We start from the raw sequence: 15686 nt of genomic DNA, 5'->3' as shown, positions 1-15686 counted from the left end.
GTGCCGGGCGGCGAAGCGTCCTGAACCACACCTTCGGCAGCCGCATGAAAGCCACACCCGGCACCCCTGGGCCAGCCAACCCTACGAACGGCTCGCTCAACCCGATCAAGAAGGTAGGGCCGCATGACGGATACAGCCACGTGACCGCCGACCTGGGCCGCCGGTTACGCAAGGAGCGCAAGGTGGGCGTCGACCGGGTGGACGACGACAACGCGGTGGGGGACGCCGAACTGGCGGCCGCGTTCCGACGGGACCCGGAGGAGTTCCAGGCGGTCTACGACCGATACCGCCGGGACGTCTTTCGCTATGTGGCCGGGCGGCTGGACCGGCAGGACGCGGACGACGTCACCGCCGAGACGTTCCTCGCGGCGTTCCGCATGCTCGACCGTTACGACCCGGCACGCGGGGCCCTGCGACCGTGGCTGCTCGGCATCGCCACGAACTGCGTGGCCCGGCACCGCCGCAAAGAGGCCCGCCACTACCGCGCGCTGAGCCGCGACCGGCCGGAGCCCACGGCCGACAGCCACGAGAACCGCGTCGCCGCCGCCGTCGCCGCCCAGCGGGCCAAGCCCAAGCTGGCGAAGGCGCTGCTGGAGCTCTCGCCGGGCGAACGCGATGTGCTGCTCCTCGTCGCTCTCGGCCAGCTCACCCACGAGGAGGTGGCGCAGGCCCTCGACATCTCGTACGGGACGGTCGGCTCCCGCCTCAACCGCGCCCGCACCAAGCTCCGTCAGGTCATCGACCAGGAGGATCTCCATGGATGAACTTCACCTGCTCGCCACCGCACTGGACGAGCCCGACCAGCCCCCGGAGGCCATCGACCAGGGCCGGCGACGGCTCGGGAACGCGATCCACGGCCCGGCTCGCTCGCACAGGACCGCGTGGACGGCGGGCGGTCTCGGCCTCACCGCGGCCGCCGCCGCCGTTGTCGTGGTCGTGGTCGTCTCGGGCCACACCGGTCCCACCGCCACGCCCAACGGCCCCCCGGCCTCCGTCGCGACCCCGGGGCCCGGATGTCCGCCGAGCAGGTCCTGCTCGCGGCCTCCTCCTCCGCCCTGGGGACACGGCAGGGGTCCGGTATGTACTGGTACGTCAAGACGGCCTACACCAAGGGATACACCTCCGACCGGTCCCACCCGTACACCATCGAGACCTGGGCCCGGCACGACGGGAGGTCCTGGGTCAGGCTGGGCTCGTCGAGCGGCCCGGTAAGGAACAACGACCCCGACGGCCCGTACGGACACTATGCCGACGGGTTCGACTTCGGCGCCGACGAGCGGCTGACCCTCACGCAGATCCAGAAGCTGCCGACCAGGCCCGCCGCGCTGAAGGCACGGCTCCTCTCCTACAACCGAGGGCTCCCCATGGCGCCGGCCCTGGAGGGAGGGCTGGTCGGCCTGCTCTCCGGGACCCCCGCACCGCCGAAGGTCCGCTCCGCCGCGTTCCGAGCGCTGGCCGCGCTTCCCGGCGTCAAGAGCCTGGGCCCGGTCAGCGGCGGGCAGGGCCTGCTGCTTCCCGGCCCCAGCAAGAACATGCTGGTCGTCGACCCGCGGACCTCGAAGGTGACCGGCACGATCGAAGAGGTCGTCAACGGCAGGGGGCTCTACGGCAGCAACGCGACCCTGGTCGCCGAGTGGACGAACGAACTGCCCCCCGTATCGACGCCGAAGATCGGGCCGACGGAGAAGCCCCGACCGAGCACACGGTGACCTCTCCGAGGGGCCCGGACGTGACCGGGCCCCTCGCCCCTCTTCGGCGGACCGCCGCTCTGACACGTCCAGGGACGGCCTGGACACCTTTTCCACTTTGGAGGAATTTCCCCGATTTGCCGGACTGTCGGGCGAGCGAGCCACAAAGGGACCTTCTCTCCGACACTGGCCGATCACCAAAAGCACCACATTATTGAGCATTGGCCGGTTGATCGCGCTTGCTCCAGGAACGACGGTCCGCGTGAAGATTTCTTTTCGGACCAGGACTTCCCGGACGGCAGCGTTCCTGCTGGCCGCGGCGGTCGCCGCGATCTCGGCGGGATGCACGGGCGATGTCCGCCATGCACCGTCCCATCGGCCTGCGGCGGCCGCCAGGGTGCCCGGCACGATCACTGTGGCGGCCACCGGCGACTTCCTCCTGCATCAGCCGCTCATCACGCAGGCGGCCGAGGACGCCGCGGCGAGCGGCCACCACGGCTGGGACTTCCTCCCCATGCTCAGCCAGTTGCGCCCCCTCATCGACACCGCCGACGTCGGCATCTGCCACATGGAGACCCCGGTGGCCACGCGCCGCGGCCCGTTCGCGGGATATCCCGAGTTCAATTCGCCGCCGCAGATCGTCGACGCCGTCCGCGGCCTCGGCTACGACACCTGCTCCACCGCGTCCAACCACACCCTCGACCAGGGTGACGCCGGGGTCCGGCGGACACTCGGTGCCCTGGACGCCGCGGGCGTCCGGCACACCGGTTCGGCACGCGGCCCCGCCGAGGCCGAACGCACCAATATGCTCGACGCGCATGGTGTGAAGGTCGCGCAGCTCTCCTACACCTACGGCACCAACGGCGTCCCGATCCCGGCGGGCCGGCCGTGGCTGGTCAATTCCGGGCTGGACGCGCCCGCGATCCTGCACGCCGCCGCCCGCGCCAGAGCGGAGGGCGCCGCGATCGTCATCGTCAGCCTGCACTGGGGCGAGGAGTACCGGCACGCGCCCACGGACGAGCAGCGGACGCTGGCCCGCCGCCTGCTGGCCTCACCCGACGTCGACCTGATCATCGGCGACCACGTGCACGTCGTACAGCCGTTCGACCGGATCGACGGCAAGTGGGTCGTGTACGGCATGGGCAACCAGATCGCCAATCCGACCGCCAACGGCGAAGACACCCACGAGGGCCTGGTCGCCCGGTTCCGGCTGACGCGCGACGCGGCGGGCCGCTGGCGGGCGGCGGCGTCGTTCGTCCCGACCCTCGTGGAGGCGGGCCCGCCGATCCGGCTCGTCGACCTGCCCCGCGCACTCGCCCGTGACGACCTTCCCGCCTCCACCCGCGCCCGATACCGCGCGGCGCTCGACCGCACGACGGCGGCCGTCCGCAGCCTCGGAGCGAAGGTCCCCGTCTTGGACGGCCCCCTCGAGGGACCCCCGGCCTCCGCCGAGCAACTCGCGGGCCCCTGAAACGGCCCGGAGGCCGCGACGGGCCGAAAACGACGCGTTTTCCCGAAAGCTTCACCTTCCTTGGCCATCGATATACCCGGCGACCACCATGAGCGGGTGGAGGAGCAAAAGCGGGAAGCCTAGCATTTATGTCAGTAGTACCCCATCAGATGTCGGGAGTTGAAAGATGAACTACCCACTTCTCAACGTGTTCTTGACCATGATGTGGGTCTTCCTCTGGGTGTTGTGGTTCGTGCTGCTGTTCCGCGTGATCGGCGATCTGTTCCGCGATGACTCCCTGAGCGGCTGGGCGAAGGCCGCGTGGACGGTCTTCGTCATCGTCCTGCCGTTCCTCGGTGTCTTCACGTACCTGATCGTCCGCGGCGGGGGCATGGGCGAGCGCGAGATCGGCCATTTGCGCGAACGCGAGGCCCGCTACCGGGAGGCCGCCGCACGGATCGCCCCGCGCACCGGCGGGAACGCCGAGGAGCTGGCTCGCCTGGCGGAGCTGAAGGCCCACGGCGACCTGACCTCGGACGAGTTCGAGCGCGCCAAGACGAAGGTCCTCACGGGGTGAGCCCCGCGGTTCGCAGAGAACCCGCCTGATGGCTCAAGGAATGAGGCGGCCACCGTGGTCGCCGGCCGGCCGGGCCTGGACGAGCCGCCCGTTTCGCGGGTCACTTCGACCGCGGGACGGCCGCCACCGGGCACGCCGCATGATGGATCACCCCATGCGCGACCGACCCGAGCCACGGGGCGGGCCAGTGGCGCTCGCGCGTGCCGACGACCAGCAGCGCCGCCTTCCGTGACCGCTGGGCCAGGACGGAGACCGGGTGGCCCGCGCGCACCTCCGTGGCCACCTCGACGAGCGGGAAGCGCTCGCGGAACGGCGCGCAGGCGGCCACGAGCCGGGCGCGCCGCTCATCGTCGATCCGCTCCTCGTCGGCCGGAGGGCCCGGCTCCGCTTCCGCGGGCGCCTGCCAGGCGTGGACCAGCCTGAGCCGCACCCCGCGCGCCGAGGCCGCGGCGAACGCATGGGCCAGGACGTCGTGGTCCTCCCCGCCGAGGCCGCATCCGACCGCCACCTCGCCGTCCTGCACGCCCCCGTCGCGGACGATCACGACCGGCACGGAGGAGTGCCCGACCATCCGCAGGCTCACCGAGCCCAGGAGCAGGTCGGTGAAACCGCCGCGGCCGCGGTGGCCGAGGACCAGCTCCAGGCCGCCCTCGGCCTCGGTGCCCAGCGCGTCGACGGTCGGTCCGACCGCCAGCGCGGCGGTGACGCGCAGATCCGGGTGACGGTCCCGGACGGTGGCCTCGGCCTCCGCGAGCACGGCGCGGCCGGCGCGGGAGACGCGCTCTTCCTCCTCCGCCGGTGTGAAGCGCCTGACCTGGTACGGCCAGATCTGCGCCACGTGGACGATGTGCAGCCGCCGATGCCATCGGACCGCCTCCGCGGCGGCCCAGGCGACGGCGTGTCCGGCACTGCCGGAACCGTCGGTTCCCACGATCACCGGTGCGGGCATGGTCTCCTCCAGCACTCAGACGCGTTCGCCGTCACCTTCACGCCCTCAGCGGGGGACCACGGCGACCGGGCAGTGCGCGTGGTGGAGGGCACCGTGGCTGACCGAACCGAGCCGCGGCGCGGTCCAGCCGCGCTCGTGCGCGCCGGTGACCACCAGGCGGGCGCTGCGGGAGGCACTGGTCAGCGCGGCCACAGGGTGCTCGATGACGACCTCCTCCACCACGTCGACCTGCGGGTACTTGGCGCGCCACGGGGCGATCACGGTCGCGACCTGCGTGCGGATCTCCGCCTCGACCTTCTCGTCTTCGGGGGCGTACCCCGCCTCGATGTAGGTGGGGTACATCAGCCAGGCGTGGACGACCCGCAGGCGGGCCTCGTGGAGGGCGGCGGCGTCGAAGGCGTAGCCGAGGGTCGTCTCCTCGTCCTTGGTCACGTCGAGGCCGACGACCACCTCCCCGCGATCGCCGGTGTCGCCCCGGACGATCACGAGCGGGACGGTCGTACGGGCCGCCATCCGCAGGCTCGTCGAGCCGAGCAGCATGCTGGTGAAACCGCCGTGCCCGCGGTTCCCCAGCACCAGTTCGTAGGCCTTCTCCGACTCCCGCATCAGGGCCTTGGGCGCGTACTCGGCCACCAGCAGCGTCGTGGTCCGCAGGTCCGGATGGCGCTGCCGGACCCGCTCCTGCGCCTCGTCGAGGACGCGCCGGCTGAGCCGCGTCAGGCGCTCGACCGTCCCGGGCGGTGCGAACAGCGGCGCACGGTACGGGCTGCTGTCGACGGCGTGGACGACGTGCAGGGGCCGGTTCCGGCGGACGGCCTCGTCGGCGGCCCAGTCGATGGCGCGGTCGGCGCACTCGGATCCGTCGACGCCGACGACGATCGATTCGGACATGTTCCCCTCCTCGGCGATGCGCATCGCGGACGCCGGTGCCCGCGCGGTTCTGCGTGCTGTCTCCCCTCCAGCGTCACCGGCGCGGCCGATCACTCCCCAGGGGCGAAAGTCCCCAGTTCAGGGCCTTCCCGGCGAAAAGGTCCTTTACCGTGGCCGTCGCCGGACGGCACGGCGGTGCGCGCGGCGTGGCACCTGGTCAGAAACCTTTCCGGAGGGAAGGGATGACGGCATGACCGGCGGATTGCTGACCGACTTCTACGAGCTGACCATGGCGGCGAGCTATCTCCAGCACGGGATGACCGAGCGCGCGACCTTCAGCCTGTTCGTCCGCAGCCTGCCCGCCGACCGCGGCTTCCTGGTCGCCTGCGGGCTGGCCGACTGCCTGTCGTTCCTCGAGGACTACCGGTTCGCTCCAGAGGACATCGACTATCTGGAACGGCAGCAGCGATTCGGCGAGAGCACGCTCCGGGCGCTGGAGGACCTGCGGTTCACCGGGGACGTGTGGGCGGTGCCGGAGGGGCGTGTCGTCTTCGCCGGTGAACCGCTCCTGGAGGTCACCGCGCCGATCACCGAGGCGCAGCTGGTGGAGACCGTCCTGCTCAACCACCTCACCTTCCAGTCCCTGATCGCCACCAAGGCCGCCCGCTGCGTCCAGGCGGCCGCCGGTGCGGGCGTCATCGACTTCTCCTTCCGCCGGACGCAGGGCATCGACGCCGCCATGGCCGTCGCGCGCGCGGGCCACATCGCCGGTTTCGCCGGCACGAGCAACGTCGAAGCCGCCCGCCGCTACGGCATCCCCGCGGTCGGGACGATGGCCCACTCCTACATCGAGGCGTTCTCCGACGAGGAACGCGCCTTCACGGCCTTCGTCGGCGGCTTCCCCGAGCGATCGACACTGCTGGTGGACACCTACGACACCCTGGACGGCGTCAGAACCGCGATACGCGTCGCCCGCCGTGCCGGCCTGCACCACCTGCCGGGCGTCCGGCTCGACTCCGGAGACCTCGGCGCGCTGGCGGTGGCGTCCCGGCGCATCCTCGACGAGGCCGGCATGACGCGGACCCGCATCGTGGCCAGCGGCGGGCTCGACGAGTACCGGATCGCCGAGATCGCCGACGGCGGCGCCCCGATCGACACCTACGGGGTGGGCACCAGGATGGGCGTCTCCGCCGACGCCCCGTTCCTCGACAGCGCGTACAAGCTCGTCTCCTACGGCGGCCGGCACGTGATGAAGCTGTCCGCCGGCAAGGCCACCGCACCCGGCGCCAAGCAGGTGCACCGCGGGCCGCAGGGCGACGTCATCTCGCTCCGGGACGAGCCCGCGCCCCCGGGCACAGAGACCCTGCTCGTCCCGGTGATGCGGGGCGGGCGCACGATCGTCTCCGAGCCGCTCTCCGCGATCCGGGACCGCCTCGCCGGCGAGCTCGCGGCACTGCCCGGGCAGGTCACCCGGCTACGGGCGCCGGAGACCCGCGCCGTCCGGCTCAGCGACGGCCTCCGGCGGGCCCGCGACCGGCTACGCCAGGAGCTGGTCTCCCGGCGGGTCCCGTAAGAACCCGCCGGTCCGCGAAGGCGGGCGTCACCGTGCGGTCGAGGTGGACTCGTCGGCGAGCACGAAGTAGTTCTCCTCCTCCTGCGCGAAGTGCAGCCGCAGGACGGCGTGCAGCTCCTGGATCGTCGCGCGGAGGTCGGCGGCCGTTCCCGCAGAGTCCGGCCGGTCGCGCAGCTCGGCGGCGAGCAGGCCGATGCGGCGCGTCAGGTCGGCGATCTCGGTGTGCCCGCGGCTCATCACCCCGGTCGGGTCCGATCCGCCCAGGGCGCGGGCCACGGCGGGATAGAGCTGGTCCTCGTCCCGGCGCTCGTGGTCGGCGATGTCGCGCAGGAGCCCCTCGACGGTGGCGAGCGCGGCGTCGCGCGTCCCGAGGTCCGGTCCGGCGATCTTCTCGGCGAGGTCGGGAAGCCCGTCGATGCGGGGCCGCAGCGCCCGGTGCTCGTCGTCGAGCCGGCGGACGAGCTCCGCCTCGTCTCCGTGCAGCCGGGGCGCGCGGTCGCGTCCGGGACCGAGCGCGCGCAGGGCGCCGAGGATGGCGGCGAGGTCGATGCCCTCCTGCAGCAGGGCGCCGACCGCCGGTGCGAGGTAGCCGAACGCGGCGGCCAGCATGGCCGCCAGCGACAGCCCCATGCCGAGCAGGGCGCTCTGCCGGGCGATCGAACGGGTCCGCCGGGCGATCGCGAGCGTCTCGGCCAGCCGCTCCAGGCGATCGACCGTGATCACGACGTCGGCGGTCTCGGAGGCGGCCGTCGCGCCGCGGGCGCCGAGCGCGACGCCCACGCCGGCCGCCGCCAGGGCCGGGGCGTCGTTGACGCCGTCACCGACCATGACCGTGGCGGCGCGGTCGGTCTCGGCCCGCGCGATCTCGACCTTGCCCTCGGGGGTCTGCCCCGCGTGGACGGCGTCGGCGCCCACCAGCTCGGCGATCGGTCCCGCGACGGCCGGCCGGTCGCCGGTCACCATCACCGTCCGCTCGATCCCCGCCCTGCGCAGCAGCCGGAAGGTGCGGGCCGCGTCCGGACGGACCGTGTCGCGCAGCAGCAGGACCCCCGCGAGCCGCCCGTCGACGCCGACGAACACGGTGATCATGCCGCGCGCGGCGGCGCGGGCACGCATGCGCTCGACCCAGGCCGGATCGCCCTCCCCCGCCCAGTCGGCCTTTCCGACGCTCACCTCGCGGCCCGAGACCGCGCCGCGCGCCCCCTTGCCGGGTTCCTCCGTCACCCCGGACGGGGCGGCGAGCCGCAGCCCGCGGTCGCGGGCCGCGCGGACGATCGCGGTCGCCAGCACGTGCGGGGACACCTGGTCGAGGGAGGCGGCCGCTCCCAGGACGTCCTGGGCGGTCCGCCCCGGAGCCGTGGCCACCTCGGAGAGGACGGGGTGCCCGGCCGTGATCGTGCCGGTCTTGTCGAACAGCAGCACCCGGGCTTCGGCGAGGCGTTCCAGGGCGCTCCCGCCCTTCACGACCACTCCCCTGCGCGCGCACCGCGACAGCCCGGAGACGAAGGCGATCGGCGCCGCCAGGATCAGCGGGCAGGGGGTCGCCACCACCAGCACGGCCACGGCGCGGACCGGATCCCTGGCCGCCCACCAGGCCGCCCCGGCGAGAACCAGCGTGGCCGGCAGGAAGAACGCGGCATAGCGGTCGGCGAGCCGCACGAACGGGGAGTTCTCCGCCGCCGCCTCACGGGCCAGCCGGACGATCCCCGAATAGGTGCTGGAGCGGCTGTCGGTGGTCGCCCGCAGCCCGAACGGGCTTCCGGAGTTGACGGCCCCGCTGCGCACGCCGTCCCCCTCGGCGTGCTCCACCGGGACGGGCTCGCCGGTCAGCGTCGACTCGTCCAGCACCGCGGGCCCCTGCTCCACCTGCCCGTCCACCGGGACCACCTCGCCCGGACGGACGAGCAGCCGGTCCCCGGGACGGACCCGGTCCACGGCGACGGTCTCCAGCCCGTCCGCGCCATGGCGGTGCGCCACGCGCGGCGCCATCGACAGCAGCGCGCCCAGGTCCCGGCGGGCGCGGCGCCCGGCGCGCTCCTCCAGCAGGCGGCCGCCGGTGATCATCACCGCGATCACGGCGCCCGCCAGGGGCTCGCCGACGGCGAGCGTGCCCGCCAAGGCGAGCAGGGCGATGACGTCGCTGCCGAACCTGCGGTGCAGGAGCCCGTCCAGCACCCACCAGGCGGCGGGGATGAGAACGATGACGGTGACCGCCGCCCACGCGACGTCACCAGGCCCCGGCAGCCCCGCCCAACGCAGGGCCGCGCCCACCACCAGTCCGAGAGCTGCGGCGACGAAGAGGATCTCGGAAGCACGGCGCCTGAGCCCGCCGATGACGTCCATCCGCCCTCCCACGATCAGCGATGGGCCCTGTGCGCGGCGTCCATCGCCGCCACAAGCCGCGGCACGGCGAGCACGATCGCGCGCCGCCTAACGGTGTTCAGGGAAGCCTCGAGCCAGGGAGCCGTCGCGGTGCCCGCCGTCGCGACGCCGGGCACCGCGAGGTGCGGGCGCCGGCGCGGCCCGCTGGGTGCGGCCTCGCCGTGCCCCGTCCCGGGTGTTCCCGTGACCTCGCTTCTCACACGGGCCCCGCGAGCTCGGCGATGTCCTCGCTCGCGAGTCCGTGCAGCCGGTCGGCGAGGTCCGCCAGCGCCCGGCTGACGGCCAGCTCGTCGCCGATCTCCGGGATCCGGCGGTCGGCCGGGTTGCGGCGGGCGTGCCCGTGGCCGGTGGTCTTCTGCTCGCGGCCGGTGAACAGCACCGCGCGCACGTCGGTGTCGGTGGCGTCCTCGCTGATGTAGAGCTCCACGCTCCACTCCTTGGTCTCCATGGTCAACCTCCTCACCTGGGTGGCCTCCACTTCCATGCTCGGCGGCGACCCGGCGGCCGGCCCAGGGGCGAACGTCCCTCCTCGAGACGACCAACGACCCGTCGCCCGTCAGGACCGCATGCTTCGGCCCTCGGCCCGCCCCGTGCCGGGCGAGGGGGCCAGGAGGCGGGTGCGTGCCGTCTGGAGCCGATCGGCCATGACCTCCGCGAAGCGGCGGGTCAGCTCGTAGCCGAGCGACGGATCGACGGCGCACAGGACCCGGACCAGCCGCCCGTCGAACTCGACGGCTTCGACGGGCGTGCTCGCCACCGCTCCGAACCGCCACCGGTACGGCGGGAACATCCATGACCATCCGACGACCGCGCCGGGACCCAGCGTGTCGACGGCGACCGAGCCGCCTCCGGGAAGCCGCGAGTCGAGGTCGATCGTCCCGTCGCGGATGATCCAGAACCGCTCCGCGGGTTCGGGCTCGGCGGCCAGGCGCCGGCCCGCCGGGAACCCGGTGAGCCGGGCGGCGGTCGCCAGCCTGCCGAGATCGGCACCGCGCATGCCGCTCAGGAAGGGCTCCCGCGCCAGTTCCCCCGTCGCCAAGGCCATGATGCTCACCCCCAGCCGCCGCGATCCGCCTGCTCAGACGGCGGGAACGGCGCCGAGCACCTCCAGCTCGACCCGCGGCGGGTCGAGCATCGAGTTCTGCACGGTGCAGCTCGCCACGGCGGCCTCCAGGCCCCTCAGCGCCGCCGCCGGGAGGTCGACCGGGGGACGCAGATGGAGGCGGACCCGCGCGACGCGCGCGGGGACGCCCGGGTTCATCGCGAAGTCGGCGGTGATCTCCAGTCCGGTGGCCGGTAGCGCGCGTCCCGCGAGGTAGCGGCGGGCGTAGTGCGCCGCGCACGCCGCCAGGGCCGCCACGAACAGTTCGACCGGCGTCGGGCCCTCGTCCATGCCGCCCGAGGTGTACGGCTGGTCCACGCCGATCACATGGTCCCGGATGAGCACGGTGAAGGCGTCGTTCTCACGGTGGACGACCTTGATCTCCTGCATCGGAGGGTCGCCTCCCTCATTCGTTTCGTCGTTTGCCCTTCACCTACAGCCTCACCTGCGGCGGCACCGCGCATGAGTGCCGAAGGTCCCGCCCGGCAGGGCTGGAGGACCCGTCTCGGCGGTCAGGCCGGGGCGACCACGGCGACGGGGCAGTGGGAGCGGTGCAGCATCGCGTGGCCGACGGATCCGAGCAGCAGCCCGACGAAGCCGCCGCGCCCTCTCGAACCCACGACGAGCAGGTCCGCCTGCTCGGAGGCGCGTACCAGCGCGGGCGCGGCGCGGCCGTGGACGACCTCGGGGACGATCTCGACGTCGGGGAACTTCGCGCGCCATCCGGACAGGCACTCGCTGAGGACCCGCTCCTCCCCCTCCGTGACCAGCTCCGGGTCATAGACCAGGGGCTGCATGTCTCCGGGGCCCGTGGAGATCGGATGAGGCCAGGCCAGCACCGCGTGCAACCGGGCCCTACGCACGGATGCCTCCGCGAAGGCGAATCCGACCGCTTCCGTGGAGGCCGGCGAACCGTCCACGCCGAGCGCGACCTCGCCGTGGTCGCCGGACGGCCCGTCACGGACGACGACCGCCGGGCAGCGCGCGTGGGAGGCGACCTGGACCGCCACCGAGCCCAGGATCGGCCCTCCGACACCGCCCCGGCCGCGGCACCCGACCACGAGCATCAGCGCGTTCTCGGCCCTGTCGACGAGCAGTTCGGCGGCCTGCCCGCCGACCTGCTCCCCCGTGACGTCCAAGCCGGGGGCCCGTTCGCCCGCCCGGTCGACCGCGTATCCGACGATGTCCTCACCGCCGTGCAGGAGCCATGCCCGCATCGCCCCCGCCCGGGGGTCGACGGGCACGTCGAACAGCCAGGGCGTGATGACGTACAGGATCCGCAGCGGGGCGTTCCGGCGGACCGCTTCGTCCGCCGCCCAGTCCACGGCGAGCAGGCTCTGCTTGGATCCGTCGACCCCGACGACGATCCCGTTCATGCGCTCACCCCCTCGGACCTCACTACCCCCGGCGGCATTCGTCAGCCGTGCGACCCGCTCGGCGCGTGCTGTTCGATCACGGCGTCCGAGGCGGGGAAGTACGTGCTCTCGTGACCGTCGTCCCACTGGACGACGTAGGGCGGCTCGCCGTCGCGGCCGTGCACGTCGAGGATCAGCGCCCTGCGGGTCGGCTCCCCCGCCAGGTGGCCGTGAACGATCACCCAGTCGCCCTTGTTCGCCTTCATGTCGTCTCCTTCGTCCGACGGCCGGTCTCGCCGTCACCTCCAGCGTGGTCACGGGCGCTTCTCGCGTGCAGGGGCCGAAGGTCCCGGCTTCACCGGTGCCTACGTCCCCTGGGCTCCGCCCCTACCGGGTGAAGGAGGCCTGCGACGCCCGACATCCCGGACTTCCACGGACACGCACGGGACTTTGGTCCCTGGAGCCCGCTCCGTCCCTCGCCGGAGGCTTGGAAAGCCGCGCGGCGAGGGGGACAGGAGACGATTCCGATGAACACGACGTCCGGACGGCCCACGCCGTCCGCGCAGCTGCGAACCACGGTCCGGCCCGGGGCGCCCCCGCGCGTCGTCGTGGCCGGAGAGCTCGACATCCTCACCGCCGCGCGCCTGGAGGAGCTGCTCACCGAGATCATCGAGAACGGCTCACCGCGGGTCGAGATCGACGTCCGCGACCTGGTGTTCTGCGACGCCAGCGGACTGGGCGCGCTGGTCGCCGTCGACGAGATCGCCGCGCGGCGGGGCGGCGGCCTGACGCTGACCAACGCCCGGCCGCTGCTGCGCAGGATCCTGCGGGCGACCGGCCTCGACCGGCGCTTTCCCGTGGGCGAGCGGGCCGAAGGCGGACACCCGGTATGACGACGGTGGTCGAGACCCGTGGCTCACCAAGCGCTACTGGCGGACGACGGCGCTCGACGAGCAGGGCGAGGTGTCCGGGTCAGCGCCCCGCCGGCTCGCACGCGAACGGCGCGTCGCTCAGCCGGGCGCGGTGCGGCGGCGGTGCCAGCGGCGCAGCTCGTCGGTGCCCCAGACGATGAAGGGGAACGCGGCGATGATGCCGAGGACGTCCGGTGGCAGTCCGGCGGTACCGAAGACGTGCTGCACGGGCGGCACGTAGATCAGCACGGCGGCGAAGAGCAGTTCGAAGCCGATCCCGGCGAGCAGCAGCGGGTTCGAGGTGAGACCGACCTGGCGCAGCGAGGCGTGATCGGTGCGGACGGCCACCGCGGCGCCGACCTGGCAGGCGACCAGGCCGGCGAAGGTGGCGGTGGTCGCCGTCAGGTAGACGTGGTGGAGCGGCGCGCCCTTCCCGGTCGCGTCGCCCGGGTGCCAGCCGGCCTTCAGCAGGACGTAGAAGAAGATCCCCATGACCAGGGTCGCCGACACCAGCCCGAGGTAGCCCCAGGCGCGGACCAGCATGCCGCGCGAGATGACGCGCTCGGACGCCGCCCGGGGCGGACGGTTCATGATCCCGGGCTCGGCGGGTTCGCGGCCGAGGGCCTGGGCGGGGACGGTGTCGGTGCCGAGGTCGATCGCGAGGATCTGCAGGACGGTGAGCGGCAGCGGCACGAGACCGCCGCTGAGCGCGAAGACCAGGAACGGCACGACCTCGGGGACGGCGTGGGCGAAGATGTACTGGATGAACTTGCGGACGTTGTCGTAGACGCGGCGCCCGGACTCGATCGCCGTCACGATGGTGGCGAAGTTGTCGTCGGTCAGCACCATGGTCGACGCCTCGCGGGCGACGTCGGTGCCGGACCGTCCCATGGCGACGCCGATGTGGGCCTGGTGCAGGGCCGGGGCGTCGTTGGCGCCGTCCCCGGTCATCGCGACGATCTGCCCGTGGGCGCGCAGGGCGTCGGCGACCTTGAGCTTGGTCTCCGGCGAGGAGCGGGCGAAGACGATCTCGGCGGGGCCGGTGAGCAGCTCGTCCAGCTCGTGGTCGTGCACCTCCTCGGACTCGGCGACCACGCGCAGTTCGGGGACGCCGATGCCGACCTCGCGGGCGACGGCCGCCGCCGTGGTCCCGTTGTCGCCGGTGACGATGTGGACGCGCAGGCCCGCGTCGTGGCAGCGGCGGACCGCGGCGGCGACCTGGGGACGCGGCGGGTCGTACAGGCCCACCAGCCCGATCAGCCGCAGGTCCTTCTCGGCGTCCTCCCGCTTTCCCGGCACCGGCCGCCCGGACGGCAGCTCGCGGGCCGCCACCGCGAGGACCCGCAGGCCCTTCTGCGCGAGCTCGTCGACGGCGGCGAGCACCCGGGCCCGCTGGTCCTCGGCGAGGTCGGCGTGGCGGAGCACCGACTCCGGGGCGCCCTTGACGGAGACGAGAAGCCGGCCGTCCCGCTGCGCGACCGTGGACATCAGCCGCAGCCGGGCGTCGAAGCGGAAGATCGCGCGGCGGTGGGAGTCCCGGTCGGCGAGCCGCCGCGGCGCGTCCGGGCCGGCGCCCTCGACGAGGGCGATCTCCGTCGGGTCCCCCTGCAGCGCGCCGTCCTCGGCGCAGGAGACCGCCGTGCAGTCGGTGATCGCCCGTGCCAGGTCCGGCGGCGGCAGGCGGTCCTCCGACGCCGTGACCGTTCCGGCGTCCGGGGTCCAGTAGGTGTGCAGCCGCATCCGGTTCTGGGTGAGCGTGCCGGTCTTGTCGGTGCAGATCACGTTCGTCGACCCGAGGGTCTCGACGGCGCTGAGGCGCTTGACCACCGCGCCCTGCCTGGCCAGGACCCGGACGCCGACCGCCAGGGCCAGCGTGATGGTGGGCAGCAGCCCCTCGGGGACGTTGGCGACCAGCAGCCCGATGGCGAACACCAGCGCGTCCCGCAGCGGCAGGCCGACCAGCGCCCCGATCAGCAGGAAGACGGCGCCCATCCCGACGGCGACGCCCGCGATCAGCCAGGCGACCTTCTTCACCTGGCTCTCCAGGGGGCTGTCCTGGCGCGGGGCGCGCTGGCTGAGCGCCGCGATGCGGCCGAGCTCGGTGTGCCCGCCGGTGGCGAACACGATCGCCCGCGCCTCTCCCCCGGTGCAGGTCGTCCCGCTGAAGACGAGGTTCGGCTCGCGCAGGAGCGCGATCCCCTCCCGTCCCGGGGCCGCGACGCGCTCCACGGGGGCCGACTCCCCGGTGAGCATGGACATGTCCAGTTCCAGGGCGCCGTCGGTGAGCCGGGCGTCGGCGGGGACCTTGTCGCCCTCTTCGAGCACCACGAGGTCGCCGGGGACGAGGTCGGCGGCGTCGACGGCCTGCCGCCGCCCGTCCCGGACGGCGTGGGCCCGTTCGGGCAGGTAGGCGGCCAGCGCCTCGACGGCCCGTTCGGCCTGGTGCTCCTGCAGGAGCGCGAAGGCCGCGTTCACCAGGATCACCGCGAGGATCGCCCATCCCAGCACCTGCGTCCCGGCGATGAAGGCCAGCGCGCCGGCGCCCCACAGCAGCAGCGCCAGCGGATGCGCCAGCTGGCCCGCGAGCAGCCGGACGAACGAGGTCTTCTCGTGCCGGCGCACCTGGTTCGGCCCGTACACCGCGAGCCGCCGCGCAGCCTCCCGCGCCGACAGCCCGCGGTCCCCCGTCCCGAGCTCCTTGCGGAGCAGCGGCAGCGGCTCCTCCGGGTTCGCCGCGGCCGCCGCGTCCGGCTCCGGCTCGGGGCGCGCGACGGAATGATGTCCCATGGATCTCATGCTCGCCACCCTGTGATCAGCGGGTCAGGGCCG

At 73.4% G+C, this 15686-nt stretch carries 15 protein-coding genes; 6 read left to right on the top strand and 9 right to left on the bottom strand.

Annotation, left to right across the window (positions count from 1 at the left end):
• Positions 1-140: 140 nt before the first annotated feature.
• The 4 genes from amrb99_RS10915 to amrb99_RS10900 all read left to right on the top strand — a co-directional run bounded on the left by amrb99_RS10915 (position 141) and on the right by amrb99_RS10900 (position 3715).
• Positions 141-764: an RNA polymerase sigma factor gene (locus amrb99_RS10915; RefSeq protein ID WP_347256627.1), complete on the top strand. Its 624-nt coding sequence runs from the start codon at positions 141-143 to the stop codon at positions 762-764.
• A 249-nt stretch (positions 765-1013) separates the two neighbouring features.
• Positions 1014-1709, top strand: a complete 696-nt coding sequence (locus amrb99_RS10910) for a hypothetical protein (RefSeq protein ID WP_190855501.1) — start codon at positions 1014-1016, stop codon at positions 1707-1709.
• A gap of 376 nt (positions 1710-2085) precedes the next feature.
• Positions 2086-3159: a CapA family protein gene (locus amrb99_RS10905; RefSeq protein ID WP_190855499.1), complete on the top strand. Its 1074-nt coding sequence runs from the start codon at positions 2086-2088 to the stop codon at positions 3157-3159.
• A gap of 166 nt (positions 3160-3325) precedes the next feature.
• Positions 3326-3715, top strand: coding sequence for a PLD nuclease N-terminal domain-containing protein (locus amrb99_RS10900; RefSeq protein ID WP_190855497.1), 390 nt, complete (start codon positions 3326-3328; stop codon positions 3713-3715).
• Positions 3716-3815: 100 nt separating this feature from the next.
• Here amrb99_RS10900 and amrb99_RS10895 read toward each other — a convergent pair whose 3' ends face one another.
• On the bottom strand, positions 3816-4664 hold the full coding sequence (locus amrb99_RS10895) for a universal stress protein (protein WP_190855494.1): 849 nt from the start codon (positions 4662-4664) through the stop codon (positions 3816-3818).
• Positions 4665-4709: 45 nt separating this feature from the next.
• The gene (locus tag amrb99_RS10890; protein ID WP_190855493.1) at positions 4710-5555 is read right to left on the bottom strand and encodes a universal stress protein; all 846 of its coding nucleotides are present in this window, start codon (positions 5553-5555) and stop codon (positions 4710-4712) included.
• Positions 5556-5784: 229 nt separating this feature from the next.
• On the opposite strand from amrb99_RS10890, the gene amrb99_RS10885 reads away from it, so the two are divergent.
• Entirely contained in the window at positions 5785-7107 is a 1323-nt protein-coding gene (locus tag amrb99_RS10885; protein ID WP_190855492.1) for a nicotinate phosphoribosyltransferase, read from the top strand.
• 27 nt (positions 7108-7134) lie between these two features.
• Here amrb99_RS10885 and amrb99_RS10880 read toward each other — a convergent pair whose 3' ends face one another.
• The 6 genes from amrb99_RS10880 to amrb99_RS10855 form a co-directional block, all read right to left on the bottom strand.
• Entirely contained in the window at positions 7135-9450 is a 2316-nt protein-coding gene (locus amrb99_RS10880) for a heavy metal translocating P-type ATPase (protein WP_190855489.1), read from the bottom strand.
• 235 nt (positions 9451-9685) lie between these two features.
• Complete coding sequence (locus amrb99_RS10875; protein ID WP_190855486.1) at positions 9686-9937, bottom strand: DUF1876 domain-containing protein; 252 nt, start codon at positions 9935-9937, stop codon at positions 9686-9688.
• A 108-nt stretch (positions 9938-10045) separates the two neighbouring features.
• Positions 10046-10534, bottom strand: a complete 489-nt coding sequence (locus amrb99_RS10870) for a Crp/Fnr family transcriptional regulator (protein ID WP_206699901.1) — start codon at positions 10532-10534, stop codon at positions 10046-10048.
• Positions 10535-10567: 33 nt separating this feature from the next.
• Positions 10568-10981, bottom strand: a complete 414-nt coding sequence (locus amrb99_RS10865; protein WP_190855485.1) for an OsmC family protein — start codon at positions 10979-10981, stop codon at positions 10568-10570.
• A 122-nt stretch (positions 10982-11103) separates the two neighbouring features.
• Positions 11104-11967, bottom strand: coding sequence for a universal stress protein (locus tag amrb99_RS10860; protein ID WP_190855484.1), 864 nt, complete (start codon positions 11965-11967; stop codon positions 11104-11106).
• 41 nt (positions 11968-12008) lie between these two features.
• Positions 12009-12212 (bottom strand): DUF1918 domain-containing protein, encoded by a 204-nt coding sequence (locus amrb99_RS10855; RefSeq protein WP_190855483.1) that lies wholly within the window; start codon positions 12210-12212, stop codon positions 12009-12011.
• Positions 12213-12473: 261 nt separating this feature from the next.
• Between amrb99_RS10855 and amrb99_RS10850 the strand changes: the two genes are divergently transcribed.
• Complete coding sequence (locus amrb99_RS10850; RefSeq protein WP_190855482.1) at positions 12474-12839, top strand: STAS domain-containing protein; 366 nt, start codon at positions 12474-12476, stop codon at positions 12837-12839.
• Between the two features lie 117 nt (positions 12840-12956).
• On the opposite strand, the gene amrb99_RS10845 is transcribed toward amrb99_RS10850, so the two are convergent.
• Complete coding sequence (locus amrb99_RS10845; protein WP_190855481.1) at positions 12957-15644, bottom strand: cation-transporting P-type ATPase; 2688 nt, start codon at positions 15642-15644, stop codon at positions 12957-12959.
• Between the last annotated feature and the right edge of the window lie 42 nt (positions 15645-15686).

Source organism: Actinomadura sp. RB99 (assembly GCF_014706005.1).
Lineage (GTDB): Bacteria > Actinomycetota > Actinomycetes > Streptosporangiales > Streptosporangiaceae > Spirillospora.
Note: the sequence above shows the minus strand (reverse complement) of the source record. Positions and strands in the feature narration are given on the sequence as shown.